Here is a 20130-nt window from a genome sequence, read left to right on the forward strand (position 1 = left end):
TCCTGTTCTCGACCGGGCAAGGCCTGCAAGGATAGAGGGCTGGCGGGTATTTCATCAAATTCCCATCACGGGCATGGTAGCGTGGCTGCGCCCCGATCGGGTCAATCCATCCCTGAGGAACAGCATGCTCCAACGCCCTCTGCACACCGTGGCCCTCGCCGCGCTGCTCGCCGCGTTCGCCAACGCCGCCTTTGCCGCGCCCCAGGTCCTGAGTGCCTGCCAGCCCGCCACTTCGAATCCGACCTCCAAATCACTGCTGGCTGCCGCCCAGCGCCACCTCGGCGACCAGCCCGACGCCCTGCCCCATCTGCACACCGAAGGTACCCTGCCGAACCACGGCATCCGCGAGCAAAGCATCGCCGCCGAGAAGGATTGGCCAGTCATGCGCCAGGCGGCCCTGGCCTGGCGCCTGAGCCGTGACACGCGCTACCTCAAGCAAGTGGATGACTACCTGAGCGCGTGGGCCAGCACCTACCAGCCGGACTTCAACCCGATCGACGAAACCAACCTCGACATGCTGATCAGCGCCTACGCCCTCACCGCCAGCGACCTTCGCCCCCAGACCCGCGACGCCACCCGCGCGCTGCTGACCCACCTGGGCAATGGCTATATCGAGCGCATCAAGCAGTTCCACGGCGAAAAGAAAGCCACCAACACCAATAACTGGCAGAGCCACCGCGTAAAACTGGTCACGGTGGCCGCCGCCGCACTGGGCGACCGCGAGATGCTCGAACAGGCCTTCCAGCTGTTCCGGCAACAGATCAACGACAACGTACTGCCCGACGGCTCGGTGAGCGACTTCCAGGACCGTGACGCCCTGCACTATGTGGTCTACGACCTGGAGCCGCTGGTGCAGGCCGCGCTGGCGGCCAAGCCCTACGGCATTGGCGGCAACTGGCTGGACGTCACCGCGCCCCACGGTGGCTCGCTGAGCGAAGCACTGGACTGGCTGGCGCCGTATGCCAAAGGCCAGCGCAGCCACGAAGAGTTCGTGCATACCCACGTGCAGTTCGACCGGGACCGGGCCCGCGTAGGTGAGCCTGGCTACAGCGGCGAATGGAACCCGAAAAGCAGCAATACGCTGTACTGGCTGGCGGCGCAGTTGGACGCCCGGTATCTGCCAGTGGCCGAACAACTCGCGCCCAAGCCTTCGGACTGGATCAGCGCCTGTTATTTGAAGTGAGTCGCCCGGTAGACTGAGCCGACTCACCCCTTCGAAGGATCGACCATGCTTATTGTGTTCAGCGGCCTGCCCGGCACCGGGAAGACCACAATTGCCAAGGCCCTTGCCGGCCAATCCGGCGCCGTGTATCTGCGCATCGACACCATCGAGCAGGCCATCCGCGATGCAGGGGTACTGGAGCAAGGCGTGGGCAGCAGCGGTTACCAGGTGGCCAATGCGCTGGCGTTGAGCAACCTGTTGCTGGGCCACACGGTTGTCGTCGATTGCGTTAACCCGGTGGCTGAAAGTCGTCAGGCGTGGCGCGACACTGCGCTAAGCGCCGGTAAGCCGCTGGTGAATATCCAGGTGGTGTGCTCCGACCCACACGAACACCAACGTCGCGTGGAATCACGCACCAGCGATATTCCGGGGCTCACGCCGCCCACCTGGCAGTCCGTCCTGGCCCATGAATATGAGCCATGGGCAGAGTCGCCATTGACCGTCGATACGGCGCGCTTGCCTCCCCATGAGGCGCTGACGATGATCAACGCTCAGCTAAGCGCCTAGAGCGCACTCTCCATCGCTTTCATCAACACCGGGTCCCGCCCGTAAATGTCCGGCGCGTAGAGCAACGCGCCCTTGCCATCGACCTGCACCGTCCAGTACCCCAACAACACGGGTACCGGCGTCGCGAGCCGGAACTCGTGGGTGGTTTCCGTCGCCAGCAGTTCTTCGGTGCGGATCTTCTCCGCCGGGCTCACCAGCAAGTCCCGCAGCAGCAGTGGCTGCTCAACCCTCACACACCCCGAACTGAAAGCCCGCGGGCCCTTGGAGAACAGCGGTTGGCTCGGTGTGTCGTGCAGGTACACCGAATACGGGTTGGGAAAGCGCAACACGATCCGGCCCAGCGGGTTGCGCGGGCCGGCGCCCTGGCGCAGCAGGATGTTGCCGGGGTGCGACCAGTCGACCTGTTCCGGTGCCAGCGGGTTGCCCTGGCTGTCGAGCACTTGCAGGTTCTGCTGGCGCAGGTATTCGGGGTTCAGGCGGATCGCCGGCAGCTTGTCCTCGCGCATGATGGTGGGCGGGATGGTCCAGGTGGGGTTCAGGGTCAGCCGGGTGATGCGCGACTTCAGCAGCGGCGTCTGGCGGTCGGCGCGGCCGACTTGCAGGCGGGTTTGCCACACGGGCACGCCACCCTGGTAGAAGCTCAGTTGCGCCGCTGCCACGTTCACCAGCACGCCCTCGGGTTCCAGGTCCCGGGACAGCCAGCGAAACCGTTCAAGGTTGATGCGCAATTGTTCGCGGCGAATCGCCGGGCTGATGTTCAGCTCGGTGACCGTGCCGGGGCCGATCACGCCGTCGGCTTGCAGGGAATGACTTTGCTGGAAGGTCTTGACCGCGTTGACCAACTCGCCACGGTATTGCGTCCCCGCGGAGGTGGCGCTCAGGTAGCCGCCATTGACCATTCGCCGCGCCAGTTGCGGCACCCGCGAATCGTCCATGCCTGGGCGCAACAACGGGCCGCTGGCCACGGCCTCCCAATGCTGCAACGGTTGCTGGCGCAAGGCGGCGTAGGCACTGCGCAGGCCAAGGTATAGCGGCGCGCTCGGGCGGGCCTGGTCGAAGGCTTGGGCGACGTTCTGCATGCCGGCCTCGGCCATGGCCAGCAATTGGGTGTCGGGGTCCGGGGCCGATTGCGAATGCCAGACGGGCTCGAAGCGCGACTGCTGCAAGCGGCCGAAATGCAGGTCCTGCAGGGCTTGCAGGTACTGCTGGCTGGTACCGATATCGATGCACAGCACGTTCCCCGTGGCATCCGCCGGGGGCAGTCTATAGTGAGTCGGGTCCAGGCCATCGTCGGCCAGCAACTGCAGTTGGGCTAGCAATGCGGCGCGGCGATCCCCCTCGGACCACAGCACCACGTCGCCCTGCTGCTGATAAAACGCCTGCAAACGCGCCAGGGAAGGCGCATCGACCTGCCCGGCCGGGCCTGGGCAAACGGTCGACAATTGCGAGAGCGCCAATTGCACCGGGGCCGGCGACACCACCAACAGGTCTTCGGCTGTCGCGACCAGCGGTGCAACGAGCAGGCAAATGCTCAAGTAACATGCGTGTTTTTTGAACAATCGCTTAGCTCCCATCCACGGCGGAGATGCTTTATACATGCTGACCTTTTGCTGCCGACTCGGCCTGATCATCTCGACCTTTGCCTCGCTGAGCACCGTTGCGCTCGCAGACACGGGTAAACCTCTTACTCTGTATAGCAGCCTCGCCCACGCCGCTCCAGAACTCAACCCCGATGTACTGAAAAGAGCCTTGAGCGCCATGCAATGCGCGGTGGGCAATGGCATCGAACAGTCCGACCGGCTGGCGGTGATCGACTATTCCCAACCTTCGACCGCTCGTCGCCTATGGATCTTCGACCTGCGCAAGAAGACATTAGTGCTGCGGGATTTGGTGGCCCACGGACAAAAATCCGGGGAAAACTTCGCCACCCAGTTCTCCAACCGTGAAGGCAGTTACCAGTCCAGCATTGGCTTGTTCCGCACCCAGGAGAGCTACGAAGGCGCCCACGGCTACTCGCTGCGCATGGACGGCCTGGAGCCGGGTTTCAATGACCGTGCACGGGACCGCGCCATCGTGATCCATGCCGCCGACTATGTAAGCCCGTTGTGGAGCAAGCGCGAAGGCCGTATCGGCCGCAGCCAGGGTTGCCCCGCCGTACGCCCGCAGGTAGCGCGCCAGGTGGTGGACAAACTCAAGGACGGCCAGTTCATGTTTTCCTGGTACCCCGACCAGCGCTGGCTGAAGTCCTCGGCTTACCTCAACTGCAAGCCGCGCCAGATGGCGAGTGCCGGTACTGTCAAAGGCGGTTGATGCTCTCGCTGTTGCCGTGCACCATGCGGCTCACGCCACCAGGAACTCCACCGTGTTCCTGGGCTTGATGAGAGAGAGAACCTGAGATGCTTTTACATCAATCCACCTGGATCGAGATTGGCCAGTTTCTGGAACGCAGCCGCAGCATCGTGATTCCCATCGGCTCCAACGAACAACACGGCCCCACCGGCCTGTTGGGCACCGACTGGATGTGCCCGGAAATCATTGCCCATGAAGCGCAGAAGAACGCCGACATCCTGATCGGCCCGACCTTCAACATCGGCATGGCCCAGCATCACCTGGGCTTCCCGGGCACCATTTCCCTGCGCCCTTCGACCTTTATCGCGGCGATTGGTGATTGGGTACGCTCGTTGGCAGGCCATGGTTTCGAGAAGATCCTGTTTCTCAATGGCCACGGCGGCAATATCGCCTCGATCGAAGCGGCGTTCTCCGAGCTGTATGCCGAAGCCAGCTTCAGCGGGCGCCCGTCGGGTTATGCGCTGAAACTGTGCAACTGGTGGGACCTGGAAGGCGTGAACGAACTGGCGCACCAGCAGTTCCCGGTAGGCCACGGCAGCCATGCCACGCCGTCGGAGATCGCCGTGACCCAATGGGCCTACCCGGACGCGATCAAGTCGGCAGACTACTCGCCGCAAATCGCCAACACCGGCCCGATCCGCGAAGCCCGCGACTTCCGCGCGCGATTCCCGGATGGGCGCATGGGTTCGGACCCGGCGCTGGCCACCCCGCAAAAAGGCGGTGAGTTGGTGGCGTTGGCGGCCAAGGGGTTGGTGAAAGCGGTCGAGACGTTCAGCAGCGAGCCAAAGCCGAGCTGAATCATTCGCTCAAGACAATGAAGATCAACTGTGGGAGCTGTCGAGCTTTAGCGAGGCTGCGATGGGATCACCTCGGTGTCACTGTCAGACCGCAGTGATGCTATCGCAGCCTCGCTGGGGCTCGACAGCTCCCACAGACTGGCCCCAGTCGATTACAGGCAATCCTGCGCCGCATGCTCGAACCGCGACGGCTTGAACGTCGATGCCAACGGCTTGCGCTCGTACAGGAACACCTTGCCGCCGTCCTGGGACTTGTAGACTTCGAGGATGTTGTCCGCGGCGATCTTGCTGCTCACCACGATCCGGGCATGCCGCGAATTCTGCGTGACCGTGGAGGTCATGCCGTTTTTCTCGAACTTGGGCACCACGCACTGCACGTAGGCTTCAGGGTCCTTGGCGGTTTGCAGGGTGAGGGTTGGGGCATTGGGGGCGGATGCACAGCCCGTCATCAATAAAGAAGCAGAAGCCATCGCTGGCACTAACAACACGCGCATAAAAATTCCTGAAAAATAAACGAAGTGGGCTAACCGGCAGCGAGCAACGCCTTGAGCGAGGCATCGAACTGCTTTAATGCGTTCAACTGAACGTCGCGCTGCTGCCCAATCTGTGCAGCGATCTGGGGCGCCGTTTTGTCATGTACCCACACATTAGGCAAGTGCATTTGCATCGAACCCTCGGCTTTGGCGATGTATTGCAGGTCAAGGTCATAGAACTTGGCAACAAACCGCGCTTCCACCCGATCATTACGCTGGGTCAGCAATTGGTTGTAGGTATCGAGCATCACCACCACATCCGGGTGCGCCTGCAACAGCGCATCAAGGTTGTCGTAACGGGTGACCGAGGCAAAGGTGTGCCGCAACGACGCCATCAGCCAGTCAATCGCCAGGTCCGGGTCGGAACTGTCGACGAAGGCCTGGCGAATCTGCTCGTCCAGCTGGCCCTTGGCACCATTGACCGCCATGGCGTGGTAGCGCGCCAGGTACTCAAGGTTGTCGAGGGTGTTGTCGCTGTAGAGCACGCCGACCGATTGCGAATGCTGCAACCCGACCGGGCTGGCGACGATTGGCGCCAGGTGGCTGGCTTGAAGCCCCCCGGCCGACGCAGAGCCGACCATTGTGCTCATCAGCAGCGCCACCAGGGCCAAACCGGTAAAAGTCCTCATCGCAGGGTCCTTGCACATCATGTTCAATGGTGGCAATTGTCCTCCTTTTTCAGAAAAACAGAACTCGCAATACTTGATGGTGACTATTATCTAGAGCAATAGTGTCGTGCAGGCCGCCTCACACAAAATGATAAGGAACGCCTATGAAGCCCCACCAGAAAACCTTCGATCGCATCCGTGAAGCTGTGCTTCCGGAGTTTCGCGAGCGGGTTGCCGATTACCTGGTCGACTATGAGGAAGTGCTGCTGGACAACGCCGCCGAACCGGAAGTGGTCTACGCGATTGCCCAGCAACTGCGTGGCTACTTGCGCGGCTTGAACACCACCCGGGTACTGGGCATGGCCGACTGGGAAGACCTTGACCGCCGGGTGGTGCAAACCTGGCTGGTGCTGCTCAAAGCCGAATAGCACCGCGCCTCAAGCTCAGCGTATATCCACGCGATAACGGAAATGTTCGGCGTGGCCACGGCCGCGTCGCAACTCCAGGGGTTGGCCGGCGTAATCCCGGGCCAGCCGCTCGATCACCATCACCGGGCTGCCCACCGGCACCTGCAACCAGCGGGCCCACACGTCATCGATGGACTCGGCAGTCAGGGCTTCCTCGGCAGAAGCGACTACTTGCCCGCAGACTTCTTCGTAGGTGGGATACAACAGCAATCCCTGCCGGGTCAGATCCACGTCCAGCAGCGCCTGGAACCGCTCGCGCGGCAGCCAGATTTCCTCGGCCAGCACTGGCCCGGTGTCCAGCACGTGTACCCGCACGATGCAGATTACCGGCGCATCCGCTGCCAGCCCCAGCACCTCGCTCACCGACAACGGCGCCTTCACCGGCTTGACCGACAGGATCCGGCTCTGCGGCAGCTGGCATTCACCGCCCGGGCCCTGGAAGCGGAAACACCGGAACAACGACGACTGAAACTTCGGGCGGCGCACAAACGTACCACGGCCCTGCTGGCGCTCCAGAATGCCCTCGCCCACCAACGCCTCGATCGCTTTACGCACGGTGCCGGTAGACAGCTGGTACTGGGTGGACAACACCGCTTCAGGGGGAATAGCCGCACCGGCACGCCAGTGATTATTGGCAATCTGCTCAATCAGATGATCCCGAAAACGCTGGTACAGCGGCAGGCGGGAGTCACTCGACAGTATATTCATGGATCAGGATTCACTTAGTAATTAAGGAGGTGACTACAGCGACGGTCGTGCCTGCTTGACCCATTCCTGGACCGAAGGCCGTTGCCATTGGTGCTGGGCATACGCCACCAGGTTGGCGGGCACGCTGTCACCGTTGAGGATCAGCCGATTGAGCATCACGGCCAGGTCCACGTCGGCAATCGACCACGCGCCGAACAGGTAGTCGCGGCCGTCGGCCAACAGCGCCTGCGCCGCGTTGATCAGCGTGTGGGCCGCTGCTTCAGCAACCGGCGACAGCGGGTCGCCCTTGAGCCCGTAAAACACCACCAGGGTCGAACGTTCCTGCCGAATCGGCATCAAGTCACTGCGCAACCACGCCTGCACCTGCCGCGCCCTCGCCCGCTGGCGGGGTTCGGCCGGGTACACCGGCACCTGCGGGAACACATCCTCCAGGTACTCGGTAATCGCCGATGACTCGGACAGCGCAAACTCACCCTGCACCAGGGTCGGCACGCGCCCGGTCAGCGACAAGTGCGTGTACGCATCAGTCTGGTTCTCGGCCGTGTCGAGGTTCAACGTGAGCAGTTCAAATTCAAGGCCCTTTTCCCGCAGGGTCACAAACACCGACATCGCGTAGGGACTGGTGAAATGGGCGTCAACGTACAGGCTCAGCGGGCGATGGTTCACGGCGACATCTCCTTGGTGGGAGCACCACACTACGAGATCGCGCCGCGCAAATGAAATGCGCGGTTTTTATGGGGGCATTCCTGGCTGGAATACCATCGATAATGGCAATACTATGGCCCCTTGAACCCCACCCGTAACGCCCCGAAAAGCGGATCAAGGAACGATCACTAGATGAAACAAGCGGTTGTCGTCATCCACGGAATCGGCGAGCAGCGCCCGATGGATACCCTGCGTGGCTTCGTCGAAGCGGCGATCCCGGCGGACACCCCCGAGGCGACGCCTTTCTACTGGAGCAAACCCGACCGGTTTTCGCGCAACTTCGATTTGCGCGTGTTGAAGTCGGCGGGTCGCAACACCACCGATTTCTACGAGTACTACTGGGCCCACAAGATGCAGGGCACCAAGGTCGGGCACCTGCTCAGTTGGCTATGGGACATTTTCAAGCGTCCGCGCCGGGATATCCCGACGGCCATCGTGCCGATCTGGCGCGCCACGCGCTGGGCCTTGCTGGCCCTGCTCGTGCTGCTGGTCAGCGGAACCCTGGCGACGCTGTATGGCCGATTCCCCCACAGCGACAACCCCTTCGCCCTGATCCCGGTGCTGCTGGCGGTGATCGGCCTGGCCCTGAAGTACTCGGCACTGTCATACCTTGGCGATGCCGCCCGCTACCTGAGCCCCAACCCGCAGAACGTGGTGGTGCGCGAACAGATCCGCGCCGATGGCGTCGACCTGCTGCGCGCCCTGCATGACAAGGGTGATTACGACCGCATCATCGTCGTCGGCCACAGTTTGGGCAGCGTGATTGCCTACGACATCGTCGGCTACCTGTGGCACGAGCATCACGATCAGTTACGCCCCGGCGGCCCGGAACTCGCCGCCCGCTACGCCAACCACGAGCGACTGCAACCGGTGGTCCAGGACACGCTGCCAAAGGCTGGAAACGCCCTCGACGGCCGCCTGCAAAGCCTCCTCAGGTTCCGCGAACAGCAAGCCGAAGCCTTTATCGAACAACGCAACCTCGGCAACCCGTGGCGCATCACCGACCTCGTCACCCTCGGCAGCCCGATGGCCCACGCCAGCCTGTTGCTGGGCCGCAGCGTGAGCGACTTCCAGCGCCGCATCGAACGCCGCGAAGCCCCCGCCTGCCCGCCGACGCTCGACGATAAGGGCTACGGCTACAGCGGCCGGCTGCCCGTCACCGTGGGCGGTCGCCCATTTTCACCCCTGTATTTGCACCATGCCGCGGCCTTCGCCGTGACCCGTTGGACCAACCTCTACTTCCCCGCGCCCCTGGGCCTGTTTGGCGACATCGTCGGCGGCCCGGTCAGCCCGGTGATGGGCCCCGGCGTACTGGACCTGCCGGTCAGCGTGGGCAAATGGAAAGGCTGGCTCGCCAGCTCCTGGCTCAGCCACACCCATTACTGGAGCGAACGCGGCGGCGCCAAGGGCTACCTGAATAAACTGACCACCGATGACGCGGCGATTACCCAAGGCGAACGTCCGTCGGCGACTGAAGCGTTGCGCTGGGCGATTGATCTCAAGGGGGGTGCGGCGTTTTCGCCAGGCGGGCGTCAGAGACTTAGTGGCTGAACCCGAGGCCTAGCCCGAAAAGCCACCGTCCTCCAGGAACGCCCGCTCCTCCTCTGTCGTGACCCTGGCCAACACCTCATTACGATGAGGAAAGCGTCCGAACCGCTCGATGATGCGGGCGTGCTCCTTGGCCCAGCGGTAGGTATTGGCATCAAGGTCCTTGTTCAGGGCCACCGACAGCTGTTGATCCCCGGGATCTTCAGAATGCTCGAAGGGCAAATAACAAAACGCCCGCAACGGGGTTTCGATCGACTTGTCCATCCCCGCCTCGACCATCTGCCGCGCGTACAAACGCGCCAGCGGGTCGGTGGCGAACATATGCGCCGTGCCACGGAAGGTATTGCGCGGGAACTGGTCCAGCAGTAACAGCAACGCCAGCGCGCCTTCCGGCGTTTGCATCCAGCTCTCCAGTTCGCGCCGGGCCGCCTGCAAATGCGTGGTGTAGAAAGCCTCGCGAAAACGCCGGTCAAACCCTTCATCCTTGGCAAACCAGAGCTTGGGCCCCGCCTGTTTCCAGAACTCAATAACCGCCATTGCTGCATTTTCGATCGTCGTCACAATCCTCTCCTCACTCACTCCACAAATTTCATCATCACTCTAAACAAAATCTATAAAGTTTCGGAACGTGTCTGAATGTTTCCACCGCACACAGGTAGTGTTGATGATCCTACGCCTTGCCCAGATTTTCAGTGACTCCAGCACCCGGGTTCGCGCCAAGCTGTTTGGCATCTACGGGTTGTTGATCGGCATTAACGTGGTCGCCTGGATCTGGGCGCTGGTGGCGTTCCATGAGCACCCGGTGTTGCTCGGCACCGCGCTCCTGGCCTACGGTTTCGGGCTGCGGCATGCGGTGGATGCCGACCATATCGCCGCCATCGACAACGTGACCCGCAAGCTGATGCAGGAAAAGAAACGTCCGGTGGCGGTGGGCTTCTTTTTCTCCCTGGGACATTCTTCGGTGGTGGTCCTGGCATCCATTGGCGTCGCGTTTGCGGCCTCGGTGATGCAGGCGCGGTTTGAAGGGTTCAAGGCAATCGGCGGGGTGATCGGCACGTCGGTCTCGGCCTCGTTTCTGTTGGTCATCGCCTTGATGAACCTGGTGATCCTGCACGCGATCTACAAGGCCTGGCGCCATGTGCGCCAGGGCGGTGCGTATGTGGAGGACGACTTCGCCCTGCTGCTGGCGGACCGGGGTTTCATGGCGCGGATTTTCCGCCCGGTGTTTCGCCTGATCAGCCGCAGCTGGCACATGTACCCGTTGGGTTTCCTGTTCGGCCTGGGCTTTGATACGGCCACCGAGATCGGCCTGTTGGGGATTTCTGCGACCCAGGCCTCTCAAGGGCTGTCGCCGTGGGCGATCATGGTGTTCCCGCTGCTGTTCAGCGCCGGCATGTCCCTGGTGGACACGCTGGACGGCCACCTGATGCTGGGGGCATACGGCTGGGCGTACATGAAGCCGATCCGCAAGATCTACTACAACATGACCATCACCCTGGTATCGGTGGTGGTTGCGGTGGTGATCGGCAGTATCGAGGCGTTGGGGTTGATGGGTGACCAGTTGGACCTGAAGGGATCGTTCTGGAGTTTTATCGGCTCGCTGAACGACAGTTTCGGGATGCTGGGCTACATGATCATCGGGATCTTCGTGGCCAGTTGGGCGATCTCGGTGATGCTGTATCGCCTCAAGGGCTTTGACCGGATTGAAGTGAATGCGGGTTGACCTTTTGGCTGTGCCGCCTGTTGTAGCTGGAGGTGTGGTGAAGGGATTTTTTTGTGGCGAGGGGGCTTGTCCCCCGTTGGAGTGCGAAGCGCTCCCGGCTTTTTTGGGGCTGCTGCGCAGCCCAACGGGGGACAAGCCCCCTCGCCACAAAGGCTCCCTCGCCACGGGTTGTTCATCACCTGATAGGTTTTCCAGGCTCAGAAATCCACCGTCGCCGACAATTTCACTGTCCGCGGCTCACCCTGGGTCAGGTAGTTATTGGCCGTCGACGCCGACGACCAGTACGCCTTGTTCGCTACGTTTTCGACGTTGGCGCGCAGGGTGATGTATTTGTCATCCGCCTTGAAGCCATAACGCGCCCCCAGGTCGACGCGGGTCCAGGCCGGGATGCTCAGGCTGTTGGCGGCGTTGACGTATTCGCCACCGGTGCGCAGCATCCGTGCGCTGACCGCCGCACCCTGGATGCCCGGCACATCCCAATCCGCACCGATGTTGTACTGGAAGCGCGGCACACCCGCGGCGCGGTTGCCGTCGGTGGCACCGTTGGAAGTGCTCTTCTGTTCGGTGTCCATCCAGGTGGCGCCGGCCAGCAGGCGCAGGCCGTCGATGGGCTCGCCGAACACGTTGAGTTCCACGCCTTTGTTGATCTGTTCACCGTCGACAGTGAAGGTGTCGAACTTCTGGCCCGGGAACCGGGTGGTCGCGTTGTTCGGCTGTTCGATGCGGTACACACCCAGCGTGGCGCCATAGTTTTCCCAGTCCAGCTTCACCCCGGCTTCCGTCTGCTTGCTGCGCTTGGGCGGGAAGACTTCGCCGGGGTTGGTCACGTTCGTGAGTGGCGCCGTCGGGCCCTGGGCCAGGCCTTCGATACGGTTGGCGTAGAACGATACGTGCTCCCATGGCTTGATCACCAGGCCATAGACCGGTGTGGTGATGGACTCGGAGTACGGTGTACCCCGTGCCCCCGTGGCCGTGTTCCAACTGTCCACCTCGATGGTCTGGCGCCGCACGCCCAGGGTCAACAGCACCCGATCATCCAAAAAGCCCAGGGTGTCGGACACCGCCGCACTCTTGATGCGGTTCTTGCCGACAACCCGCGGGTCGTGAATATCACTGCCGAAATAGGTGTTGGTAGGTCGCGGCGTTTGCGTCGGGTCGTACAGGTTGCCGGGCTGGCGGTTGGCTTGCAGGATCGCCTCGTAGGACGAGCGCTGCTCGCCCCAGATCCCCGACAGCCCGAAGTTCATCTGATGGGTCACCGGCCCCGTCGCAAAGTGCCCGTTCAAGCCGGCCATGGCGCTTTTGTTGTCTTCGTCATGGGGTGAATAGAGGAAGCCCACCTTGGCGCTGCCATCGTTGGCGACATACAGCGACGAATACTGGCCGTTCTCCCGAGTGTGCTTGGCGCCACCTGCCGCGTAGGCCGTCCAGTTATCGTTCAAGTCATATTCGGCGTTGACCATGCCGTAGGTGTCTTCCAGCTGCGACCAGCTCCAGTCCTGGGCGTAGTTGTCCTTGGCCGACGGCGGGCTGGGCACTTTGGTGCCGGTCAGGTAGACCACCGAGCGGCCGTTATTGATGCGTTCTTTCTGGTAGCCAAAGTCGGTGGAGACCCGCAAGCGCTCGCCGCGATAATCCAGGGCAACGGCGATCAACTGCGAGCTTTTGTTTTCGTCATCCACAGCGGTTTCGCCGCCGTGCCGCGCCAGGTTGACCCGGGCGCCAAAGCGGTTGTCTTCGCCAAAGCGTTGGCCGAGGTCGATGTGGCCGCCGGCCTGGCTGTCGCTGGCGTAATCGAGGGTGACGCTGCGGGTGGGCGTGTCTTCAGCGCGCTTGGGCACCAGGTTGACGCTGCCGCCGATCCCGCTGCCCGAGGGCGACACGCCGTTGACGAAGGCATTCGGGCCCTTGAACAACTCCACCCGTTCCAGGGCTTCGGTAGTGATGATCTGCCGGGGCAGCACGCCGTACAGGCCGTTGAATGCGATGTCATCGGTGCTCAGCGGCAGCCCACGAATGGTGAACACCTGGGAGAAGTTGCCAAACCCGGACGACTGGCGCACCGACGCGTCGTTGAGCAAAACGTCGCCGACGGTTCGCGCTTGTTGGTCGGCGATGGTTTTCGAGGTGTAGCTGACCACGCTAAATGGCACGTCGTTGATGGACCGATTGCCCAACACGCCGAGGCGTGCAGAACGTGCCACCTGGCCACCGGCATACGTGTCTGCCTGCGCCCCGCTCGCTTCACCGCTGATGGTGGTGGCGCCCAACTCCAACGCACCGCCGCTGGCCTGGGGCACCACGGTATAACCGTTGGTGCCGGTGCCTTGCAGGGTGTAGCCGCTGCCTTGCAGCAACTGGGCAAAACCCGATTGTGCGCTGTAGCTGCCTTGCAGCCCCGGGCTTTGTTGATCGTTGAGCAACGTGGAATCGAACGACAACGGCACCCCGGACAACGCCGCAAACTGCGCCAGCACATTCCCCAGCGGCCCCGCCGCGATGTTATAGCTACGCGCCGCACTGCTTGGCGCAGCATCTTCTGCCTGGGCGTTCTGCAGCGGTGCGACGGCGGCAAGGGCGACCGCCAGGCTCAGTGCCTTCAACGGACGGGGGCAGTACGGGAGCGGTCTGGCGGTCATGGGCATTCCTGTCGGCGCGGAGCAATGTTGAGGGTTCTCCCCTACACCGGGCGACAACGAAAAAGGTATCAGCGAAAGTTGAAAAAGATCAGCGCGGCTCGACCGTCACCCAATACCCCGTCAGGCTGCTGACCTTGACCGGCAAGGTTTCCTGCAACAGGTGCAGGCTGGCATCGGTGTCGCGCAGGGGAAACGCACCCGACACCGTGAGGTCGGCAACCGAGGCATGGCAGCGCAATACGCCGGCGCGATAACGCCCCAGCTCATCCAGCAGGTCCGCCAGGCGCATATGCTGGGCCAGCAGCATGCCGTTCTCCCAGGTCAGGGTGCTGACGTCCAGCGGCTCGACGGCGGCTACCCGGTCAACACTGAAGGCGCCCTGCTCGCCCGCCTTGACGATCACCCCCTGGCCGGCATGCGCCGCCAGCAACTCCACCGCGCCTTCGGTCACGGCCACTCGGCTTGCCTGCTCACCCACCCGCACGCTGAATCGGGTGCCCAAGGCCCTGGCGGTACCGTGGCGGGTCTGGACGATGAACGGGCGATGGGCCGAATCCTTGGCGGTGGTGATCAGCACTTCGCCCTTGAGCAGCTCGATACGCCGCACCTGCTCGGAGAACGCGATATTCAGCGAGCTGCCGGTGTTGATCAGCATGCGTGTGCCGTCGGGCAAGGTGAGGTTCCTTTGTTCGCCGATGGCCGTGTGCTGGTCGGCGGTCCACTGCTGCCACGGCACCTGCCGATACGCCAGCCAGGCCGCCGGGCCGGCCGCCAGCAACAACCCGAGCGCCTGGCGTCGGCCGAGGGATTTTTTGCGCCCGATGCGCTTCAAGGTATCGCCGGCAATCGCCGCCGGCACGCTGTTGAAGTCCCCCAGAATCGCCTGCGCCCGTTGCCAGGCCTGGGCATGCTGGGCGCTGCGGCCCTGCCACTGGGCGATAGCGCGGCGGTCCTCATCGGTGGCGCTGCCGGATTGCAGCTGCACCATCCAGTCGGCGGCCTCACCGAGGATCAGCGGATCAATCGACTGGCTCATGCCACGCTCAGGCAGGCCAGGAAGGCATCGCGCATGTAGCGTTTGACCGAAATCAGCGACACACCCAGGGCATCGGCGATCTGCTGATAGGTCAGGCCGTCGATCTGCGACATCAGGAAGGCCTGGCGGGTTTTTTCCGGCAGATCCCGCAGCATCGCCTCAATGCGGTACAGCGCTTCGAGGATCAGCCAGCGGGTTTCCGGCGAAGGTACATGCTGTTCGGGCAGGTGGGCGATGGTTTCCAGGTAGGCGCGTTCCACTTCCTGGCGGCGCCAGCTGTCGATCATCAGGCCCTTGGCGATATGGGTCAGCAACGCCCGTGGTTCGGCGCCCAGGTGGGTGCTGGTTTGCCGGGTGAGCAGGCGCATGAACGTGTCATGGGCCAGGTCGGCGGCATCGCTGGCGTTGCCCAGCTTGCGGTCCAGCCAACGGTGCAACCATCCATGGTGTTCGCAGTACAGGTCCTGGATATGCAGATTGAGGGGAGACGACATGCCGATCACCGGGGCGCGCCGGGCGGTGGGGCCCAAGCGTAATTAAGAATTGATCGCATTCTAGTCTGCGCGGGGTAATGCTGGCAATTTCATGATTTTGATAACGCCGGTGACCCAATGTGGGAGCGGGCTTGCTCGCGAATGCGGTGGGTCAGTCGACATCTCCAGCGGCTGATACTCCGTATTCGCGAGCAAGCCCGCTCCCACATTTTTGATCTTCACCCGGCGTTTGATTCCGGGTGTCTGGATCAGGCCAGTTCGGCCCGCAGTTGACGCGCCGCAGTCACCATGTGAATCAGCGCCGCTTCAGTCTCCGGCCAGCCACGGGTTTTCAGGCCGCAATCCGGGTTGACCCACAGGCGTTCGGCCGGGATGCGTTTGGCTGCCTTGCGCAGCAGGTTGGCCATTTCCGAGGCATCCGGCACCCGTGGCGAGTGGATGTCATACACACCTGGGCCAATGTCGTTCGGGTAAGCGAAGGCTTCGAATGCCTCCAGCAGTTCCATGTCCGAGCGCGAGGTTTCGATGGTGATCACGTCGGCATCCATCGCCGCGATAGACTCGATCACATCGTTGAATTCGCTGTAGCACATGTGGGTGTGGATCTGGGTTTCGTCACGCACGCCGGAGGCGCACAGGCGGAACACTTCAGTGGCCCAATCCAGGTATTCCTTCCACTGCGCCTGGCGCAACGGCAAGCCTTCGCGGAACGCGGCTTCATCGATCTGCACGATCTTGATCCCGGCGGCTTCCAGGTCCACCACTTCGTCACGAATCGCCAGGGCGAGTTGCCGCGCCTGTTCTTCGCGGCTCACGTCTTCACGGGGGAACGACCACATCAGCATGGTCACCGGGCCGGTCAGCATGCCCTTCATCACCTTGTTGGTAAGGCCCTGGGCGTAGCGGATCCACTCCACGGTCATGGCTTTCGGACGACTCAGGTCACCGAAAATCACCGCCGGTTTCACACAACGGGAACCGTAGCTCTGCACCCAGCCGAAGCGGGTAAATACATAACCGTCCAACTGTTCGGCGAAGTATTCGACCATGTCGTTACGTTCGGCCTCACCGTGCACCAATACGTCCAGGCCAAGGTTTTCCTGCACTTCGACAGCGTGGCGGATCTCGCTGTGCATGGCTTCGACGTATTCGGCTTCGCTCAACTTGCCGGCCTTGTAGGACTGGCGAGCCAGGCGGATCGAAGCGGTTTGCGGGAACGAACCGATGGTGGTGGTCGGGAACAGCGGCAGATTAAGGCCGGCACGCTGTTTCTCGATACGTTGGGCAAACAGCGAGTCACGCTGGCTGTCCTTGGCGGTGATCGCCGCCACACGGGCTTGCACCGCCGGCTTGTGGATACGCGGCGAAGCGGCACGGGCCGCCTGCACGGCACGGCTTTCGGCCAGGGCGGCGATCACGTTCGACGCTTCAGGCTGGTTCACGGCCTGGGCCAGCACCGCCACCTCTTCGCACTTCTGCACGGCAAACGCCAGCCAGCTTTTCAGCTCGGCATCCAGCTTGTCTTCACGGCACAGGTCTACCGGGCTGTGCAGCAACGAGCAGGATGGCGCCACCCACAGGCGATCCCCCAGGCGCTCATGAGCATGCTGCAAGGTGGCCAGGGCTTTTTCCAGGTCGCAGCGCCATACGTTACGGCCGTTGACCACGCCCAGGGACAGCACCTTATAAGCCGGGAGGCGATCGAGGATGGTCGGGTACTGATCCGGTGCACGCACCAGGTCGATGTGCAGGCCGTCCACCGGCAGGTTGGCGGCCAGCCCGAGGTTCTCTTCCAGGCCGCCAAAATAGGTGGCCACCAGCTTCTTCAGCGGGTCGCGCTGGATCAGGTTGTAGGCACGCTCGAAGGCGTTTTTCCAATCCTGCGGCAGGTCCAGCACCAGGATCGGCTCGTCGATCTGCACCCATTCCACGCCCAGGTCCGCCAGGCGCTGGAAGATCTGGCCGTACAGCGGCAGGAGGCGGTCCAGCAGGTCGAGTTTGTCGAAATCACCACCCTTGGCCTTGCCCAGCCACAGGTAGGTCAGCGGGCCGATGACCACCGGCTTGACGGTGTGGCCGAGGTCGCGGGCTTCCTTGACCTCTTCGAACAGTTGCTCCCAACCCAGCTGGAATTGCTGGTCGGCGCTGAATTCAGGGACCAGGTAGTGATAGTTGGTGTCGAACCACTTGGTCATTTCCTGGGCGTGGGCACCGCCGCAGCAGTTGTCACTGACGCCACGGGCCATGCCGAACAGGGTGTGCAGGGTGGCTTTGCCGTCGGCCGGGCGGAAACGCTCGGGGATCACACCGAACATCAGCGAGTGAGTCAGTACCTGGTCGTACCAGGCGAAGTCACCGGCGGGCAACAGTTCGATGCCGGCTTTCTTTTGCAGGTCCCAGTGCGTCTTGCGCAGTTCACGACCTACGGCGTGCAGGCCGGCTTCGTCGAGCTCGCCCTTCCAAAACGCTTCCTGCGCTTTTTTCAGTTCACGATCGCGACCAATGCGCGGGAATCCAAGGGAATGGGCAACAGCCATGACGTAAAGCTCCAATGTGTTTGTATGGGAGCCATTGTCGGGATCGAGTGATAGTGAGACAAACTCATTTTATTTGAGATGATCACAAGTTCCACTCATGATGAAATGCACCGCCCAGGCTTGAGTGATCGCGCGGCGCTCATGCTCCACGCGCGCGGGAGTGGGTGGGCCTTCGTTTTGCTTATCACTGAAATATCTGGCGGCGTCTGTTTCGGTGCTCGGCCGCTCAGCATACTTTTGCTTCCCAAGCCCCAAGGAAGCCCCCACATGGAACAGCAGCCGCCACTGACCACCCTCCTCGTTCACTTCGTAGCCCTTGGGCTCACACTCCTCGGCATCGGCAGCCTGGCGCTGCTGATGGCTTGGACCGGGCGCCTGATTTTCTAGTTCAATCGGCGGGAATATCGGCGCTCAACGTGCGGATCAACGCTTGCGCCTGAGAGTCCCGCTGCGCCGTATACAGCACCACTTCACGACTGGGCAGCGGCGGCAGGTCGAAACGCTGCTCCACGTCGACGCAGCCACCGGGCGCCATCCGCCCCACCATCGCACCGATGCCAATCCCCGCCACCACAGCAGCGCCGATCGCCAGGATCCCGCTGCCCACAAACGCCTCTTCCCAGGCACGGTTCTGCTCGGCCAGCGCCGCCATCACCATGCTGCGCATGCCGCAGGGTTCCGGCTGGATCGCCAGGGGCAACGCCCCGCCCTGGCGCAATTCGAAGTCGTGGGAAGCCATCCAGCCAAAGCGTTCGATGCCCACCACTTCGCCGTCCTGGCGACGGTTGTCGTGCCGCAGGATCATCGCCACATCCAGCTTGCCCTGCTCGTAGTTCATCAACATATCCCGCGAGGTGCCGAGGCTGAACGCCACGATCACGTCCGGGTCGGTGGTCGCCAAACGTCGCAGCCACAGGCTGAGATCGGCGCCGACAATGTGGTGGCTGACGCCCACGCGCAAGGTGCGTTTCTGCGGGCCAAAACAATTCATCGCATCCTGGTAGTTGTCCAGCAAGCGGCGGGCGCTGGCCAAAAACATCTGGCCATGGGCCGACAGCGTGACCCGTCGCGGCGTGCGCTCCAGCAGCTTGCGGCCAAGGCTTTCTTCGAGGCGTTTTATCTTCAGGCTGATAGCCGCCTGGGTGCCGCCGATGGCATCGGCAGCGCGGGTAAAGCTCTTGAGTTCGGCGACCAGGACGAACGCCTGGATGGCGTCGATATCGGGCATTTTCATGGATGGGCTGGCGATAGAGAGTCAAGACGTGACGTTAGCATGCCGCGCCTGCTGACCAAACCACTGCATGATCAGCACGCAGCCTGGGTGTGACGCCGCCGATGACTGCAAGCACAATGCATACACCCCGCCGGTCACCAGCGGCTGACCAAACGGCACCACCAACACACCCCGTTCGATCGACTCGGCCGCCAGCGTCAGATCCGTCATCGCCACCCCAAGCCCGCGCGCGGCGGCATCCAGCGCCAATTCGTCAAGGTTGAACGGGATATGCCGGTAGTCGTCCAGCGACCGCGCGCCATTGGCCGCCAGCCAGGTCATCCAGTCCTGCTTGTCGGCTGAACGATGCAGCAGCGCAAAGTGTTCGAGCTGTTCCACGGAAGCCAGTGGCCCCAAACCCGGCGCGCAGACCGGCACCAATGATTCGTGGAACAAGGTCAGCCGCGCAGGATCGTTGTCGGGCTTGGGCAGGTAAAGGATGTAGGCATCGCTGTCACTCGCCGGCTCGACCACCTCGGTGGCGACGGTCTCGATTGCCAGGGAAATATCGGGATGGTTGCGATAGAAATCGCTGAGCTTGGGCAGCAGCCAGCGCACCGCCAGCGACACATGCAGGCGGATGCGAAACGGACGTTTACGAGGCGAGAGCCGATCCTCCAGCCCCTTCAGTTGCGCCAGGATGCTCCGGGCACTGGCCAGCACCTGCTCACCTTCAGAGGTCAGGCGCAGGCTGCGGCTGGTCCGGGTGAACATCGGCACGCCGAAATGGCTTTCCAGTTGCTGGATTTTGCGGCTCACCGCGCTTTGGGTCAGGCACAGCTTCTGCGCAGCCACGGTGAAGCTCGCGCAGTCGCTGACTTCAACCAACGCCTGAAGGCCCTGCAGCGAAGGCACGTGACGGATGTTATCCATGCGTTTTCCGAATGGCTGGATGATTTTATAACGTTGGTTGTATCACCGCAGGCCCTATAGATTCCAGCTGCAGCCCGAACTTATTTATGCCAGCAACGCATACAGCCGAGG

At 62.5% G+C, this 20130-nt stretch carries 18 protein-coding genes and 1 pseudogene; 7 read left to right on the forward strand and 12 right to left on the reverse strand.

The window, feature by feature from the left end; all coding sequences use genetic code 11:
- Nucleotides 1-124 precede the first annotated feature (124 nt).
- Nucleotides 125-1183, forward strand: coding sequence for an alginate lyase family protein (locus HX805_RS16800; protein ID WP_177019944.1), 1059 nt, complete (start codon nucleotides 125-127; stop codon nucleotides 1181-1183).
- Between the two features lie 45 nt (nucleotides 1184-1228).
- Nucleotides 1229-1729, forward strand: coding sequence for an AAA family ATPase (locus tag HX805_RS16805; protein ID WP_177081446.1), 501 nt, complete (start codon nucleotides 1229-1231; stop codon nucleotides 1727-1729).
- Here the strand turns inward: HX805_RS16805 and HX805_RS16810 are convergent.
- Nucleotides 1726-3288 carry a murein L,D-transpeptidase gene (locus tag HX805_RS16810; RefSeq protein WP_177081445.1) on the reverse strand — a complete coding sequence of 521 codons (1563 nt, stop codon included), beginning with the start codon at nucleotides 3286-3288 and terminating at the stop codon, nucleotides 1726-1728. The genes HX805_RS16805 and HX805_RS16810 overlap by 4 nt on opposite strands.
- Nucleotides 3289-3325: 37 nt before the next feature.
- Here HX805_RS16810 and HX805_RS16815 point away from each other — a divergent pair, with 37 nt between their 5' ends.
- Both HX805_RS16815 and HX805_RS16820 read left to right on the forward strand, forming a co-directional pair.
- On the forward strand, nucleotides 3326-4039 hold the full coding sequence (locus tag HX805_RS16815; RefSeq protein ID WP_023658766.1) for a murein L,D-transpeptidase catalytic domain family protein: 714 nt from the start codon (nucleotides 3326-3328) through the stop codon (nucleotides 4037-4039).
- A gap of 86 nt (nucleotides 4040-4125) precedes the next feature.
- Nucleotides 4126-4875, forward strand: a complete 750-nt coding sequence (locus HX805_RS16820) for a creatininase family protein (RefSeq protein WP_008435386.1) — start codon at nucleotides 4126-4128, stop codon at nucleotides 4873-4875.
- A 152-nt stretch (nucleotides 4876-5027) separates the two neighbouring features.
- On the opposite strand, the gene HX805_RS16825 is transcribed toward HX805_RS16820, so the two are convergent.
- Together HX805_RS16825 and HX805_RS16830 are read right to left on the reverse strand one after the other, a co-directional pair.
- Nucleotides 5028-5369, reverse strand: a complete 342-nt coding sequence (locus HX805_RS16825) for a hypothetical protein (protein ID WP_003210199.1) — start codon at nucleotides 5367-5369, stop codon at nucleotides 5028-5030.
- 29 nt (nucleotides 5370-5398) lie between these two features.
- A complete protein-coding gene (locus HX805_RS16830) occupies nucleotides 5399-6037 on the reverse strand; it encodes an ATPase (RefSeq protein ID WP_177022007.1) in 639 nt (212 codons plus the stop codon).
- Between the two features lie 143 nt (nucleotides 6038-6180).
- Between HX805_RS16830 and HX805_RS16835 the strand changes: the two genes are divergently transcribed.
- Entirely contained in the window at nucleotides 6181-6444 is a 264-nt protein-coding gene (locus HX805_RS16835) for a hypothetical protein (RefSeq protein WP_177049703.1), read from the forward strand.
- Nucleotides 6445-6459: 15 nt separating this feature from the next.
- Here HX805_RS16835 and HX805_RS16840 read toward each other — a convergent pair whose 3' ends face one another.
- The gene (locus tag HX805_RS16840) at nucleotides 6460-7191 is read right to left on the reverse strand and encodes a GntR family transcriptional regulator (RefSeq protein ID WP_003210205.1); all 732 of its coding nucleotides are present in this window, start codon (nucleotides 7189-7191) and stop codon (nucleotides 6460-6462) included.
- Between the two features lie 33 nt (nucleotides 7192-7224).
- Complete coding sequence (yfcF, locus tag HX805_RS16845) at nucleotides 7225-7857, reverse strand: glutathione transferase (RefSeq protein ID WP_177081444.1); 633 nt, start codon at nucleotides 7855-7857, stop codon at nucleotides 7225-7227.
- Nucleotides 7858-8028: 171 nt separating this feature from the next.
- On the opposite strand from yfcF, the pseudogene HX805_RS16850 reads away from it, so the two are divergent.
- A pseudogene (locus tag HX805_RS16850) lies at nucleotides 8029-9460 on the forward strand (hypothetical protein).
- Here the strand turns inward: HX805_RS16850 and HX805_RS16855 are convergent.
- Nucleotides 9457-9981 (reverse strand): DUF924 family protein, encoded by a 525-nt coding sequence (locus HX805_RS16855; protein ID WP_008435398.1) that lies wholly within the window; start codon nucleotides 9979-9981, stop codon nucleotides 9457-9459. The pseudogene HX805_RS16850 and the gene HX805_RS16855 sit on opposite strands and share 4 nt — an antisense overlap.
- 127 nt (nucleotides 9982-10108) lie before the next feature.
- Between HX805_RS16855 and HX805_RS16860 the strand changes: the two genes are divergently transcribed.
- Nucleotides 10109-11167: a HoxN/HupN/NixA family nickel/cobalt transporter gene (locus HX805_RS16860; protein WP_177081443.1), complete on the forward strand. Its 1059-nt coding sequence runs from the start codon at nucleotides 10109-10111 to the stop codon at nucleotides 11165-11167.
- A 197-nt stretch (nucleotides 11168-11364) separates the two neighbouring features.
- On the opposite strand, the gene HX805_RS16865 is transcribed toward HX805_RS16860, so the two are convergent.
- The 6 genes from HX805_RS16865 to HX805_RS16890 all read right to left on the reverse strand — a co-directional run bounded on the left by HX805_RS16865 (nucleotide 11365) and on the right by HX805_RS16890 (nucleotide 20019).
- Nucleotides 11365-13806 carry a TonB-dependent receptor gene (locus HX805_RS16865; RefSeq protein WP_177022009.1) on the reverse strand — a complete coding sequence of 814 codons (2442 nt, stop codon included), beginning with the start codon at nucleotides 13804-13806 and terminating at the stop codon, nucleotides 11365-11367.
- An 88-nt stretch (nucleotides 13807-13894) separates the two neighbouring features.
- On the reverse strand, nucleotides 13895-14842 hold the full coding sequence (locus tag HX805_RS16870) for a FecR domain-containing protein (protein ID WP_177081442.1): 948 nt from the start codon (nucleotides 14840-14842) through the stop codon (nucleotides 13895-13897).
- Nucleotides 14839-15336 (reverse strand): sigma-70 family RNA polymerase sigma factor, encoded by a 498-nt coding sequence (locus HX805_RS16875; protein WP_093210076.1) that lies wholly within the window; start codon nucleotides 15334-15336, stop codon nucleotides 14839-14841. The genes HX805_RS16870 and HX805_RS16875 overlap by 4 nt, the downstream gene beginning before the upstream one ends.
- Nucleotides 15337-15584: 248 nt before the next feature.
- Nucleotides 15585-17873, reverse strand: a complete 2289-nt coding sequence (metE, locus tag HX805_RS16880; protein WP_177081441.1) for a 5-methyltetrahydropteroyltriglutamate--homocysteine S-methyltransferase — start codon at nucleotides 17871-17873, stop codon at nucleotides 15585-15587.
- Nucleotides 17874-18261: 388 nt separating this feature from the next.
- Complete coding sequence (locus HX805_RS16885) at nucleotides 18262-19107, reverse strand: LysR family transcriptional regulator (RefSeq protein ID WP_256344163.1); 846 nt, start codon at nucleotides 19105-19107, stop codon at nucleotides 18262-18264.
- A 21-nt stretch (nucleotides 19108-19128) separates the two neighbouring features.
- Nucleotides 19129-20019, reverse strand: coding sequence for a LysR substrate-binding domain-containing protein (locus HX805_RS16890; protein WP_003210225.1), 891 nt, complete (start codon nucleotides 20017-20019; stop codon nucleotides 19129-19131).
- Nucleotides 20020-20130: the final 111 nt, after the last annotated feature.

The sequence above is a fragment of the Pseudomonas sp. G5001 genome, from assembly GCF_013385475.1.
Lineage (GTDB): Bacteria > Pseudomonadota > Gammaproteobacteria > Pseudomonadales > Pseudomonadaceae > Aquipseudomonas.

Excerpts from the sequence above, each read along its gene's own strand:
- HX805_RS16800 (WP_177019944.1), top strand. The coding sequence starts at position 125 with ATGCTCCAACGCCCTCTGCACACCGTGGCCCTCGCCGCGCTGCTCGCC.
- HX805_RS16805 (WP_177081446.1), top strand. The coding sequence starts at position 1,229 with ATGCTTATTGTGTTCAGCGGCCTGCCCGGCACCGGGAAGACCACAATT.
- HX805_RS16815 (WP_023658766.1), top strand. The coding sequence starts at position 3,326 with ATGCTGACCTTTTGCTGCCGACTCGGCCTGATCATCTCGACCTTTGCC.
- HX805_RS16820 (WP_008435386.1), top strand. The coding sequence starts at position 4,126 with ATGCTTTTACATCAATCCACCTGGATCGAGATTGGCCAGTTTCTGGAA.
- HX805_RS16825 (WP_003210199.1), bottom strand. The coding sequence starts at position 5,369 with ATGCGCGTGTTGTTAGTGCCAGCGATGGCTTCTGCTTCTTTATTGATG.
- HX805_RS16830 (WP_177022007.1), bottom strand. The coding sequence starts at position 6,037 with ATGAGGACTTTTACCGGTTTGGCCCTGGTGGCGCTGCTGATGAGCACA.
- HX805_RS16835 (WP_177049703.1), top strand. The coding sequence starts at position 6,181 with ATGAAGCCCCACCAGAAAACCTTCGATCGCATCCGTGAAGCTGTGCTT.
- HX805_RS16840 (WP_003210205.1), bottom strand. The coding sequence starts at position 7,191 with ATGAATATACTGTCGAGTGACTCCCGCCTGCCGCTGTACCAGCGTTTT.
- HX805_RS16855 (WP_008435398.1), bottom strand. The coding sequence starts at position 9,981 with ATGGCGGTTATTGAGTTCTGGAAACAGGCGGGGCCCAAGCTCTGGTTT.
- HX805_RS16860 (WP_177081443.1), top strand. The coding sequence starts at position 10,109 with ATGATCCTACGCCTTGCCCAGATTTTCAGTGACTCCAGCACCCGGGTT.
- HX805_RS16865 (WP_177022009.1), bottom strand. The coding sequence starts at position 13,806 with ATGACCGCCAGACCGCTCCCGTACTGCCCCCGTCCGTTGAAGGCACTG.
- HX805_RS16870 (WP_177081442.1), bottom strand. The coding sequence starts at position 14,842 with ATGAGCCAGTCGATTGATCCGCTGATCCTCGGTGAGGCCGCCGACTGG.
- HX805_RS16875 (WP_093210076.1), bottom strand. The coding sequence starts at position 15,336 with ATGTCGTCTCCCCTCAATCTGCATATCCAGGACCTGTACTGCGAACAC.
- metE (WP_177081441.1), bottom strand. The coding sequence starts at position 17,873 with ATGGCTGTTGCCCATTCCCTTGGATTCCCGCGCATTGGTCGCGATCGT.
- HX805_RS16885 (WP_256344163.1), bottom strand. The coding sequence starts at position 19,107 with ATGAAAATGCCCGATATCGACGCCATCCAGGCGTTCGTCCTGGTCGCC.
- HX805_RS16890 (WP_003210225.1), bottom strand. The coding sequence starts at position 20,019 with ATGGATAACATCCGTCACGTGCCTTCGCTGCAGGGCCTTCAGGCGTTG.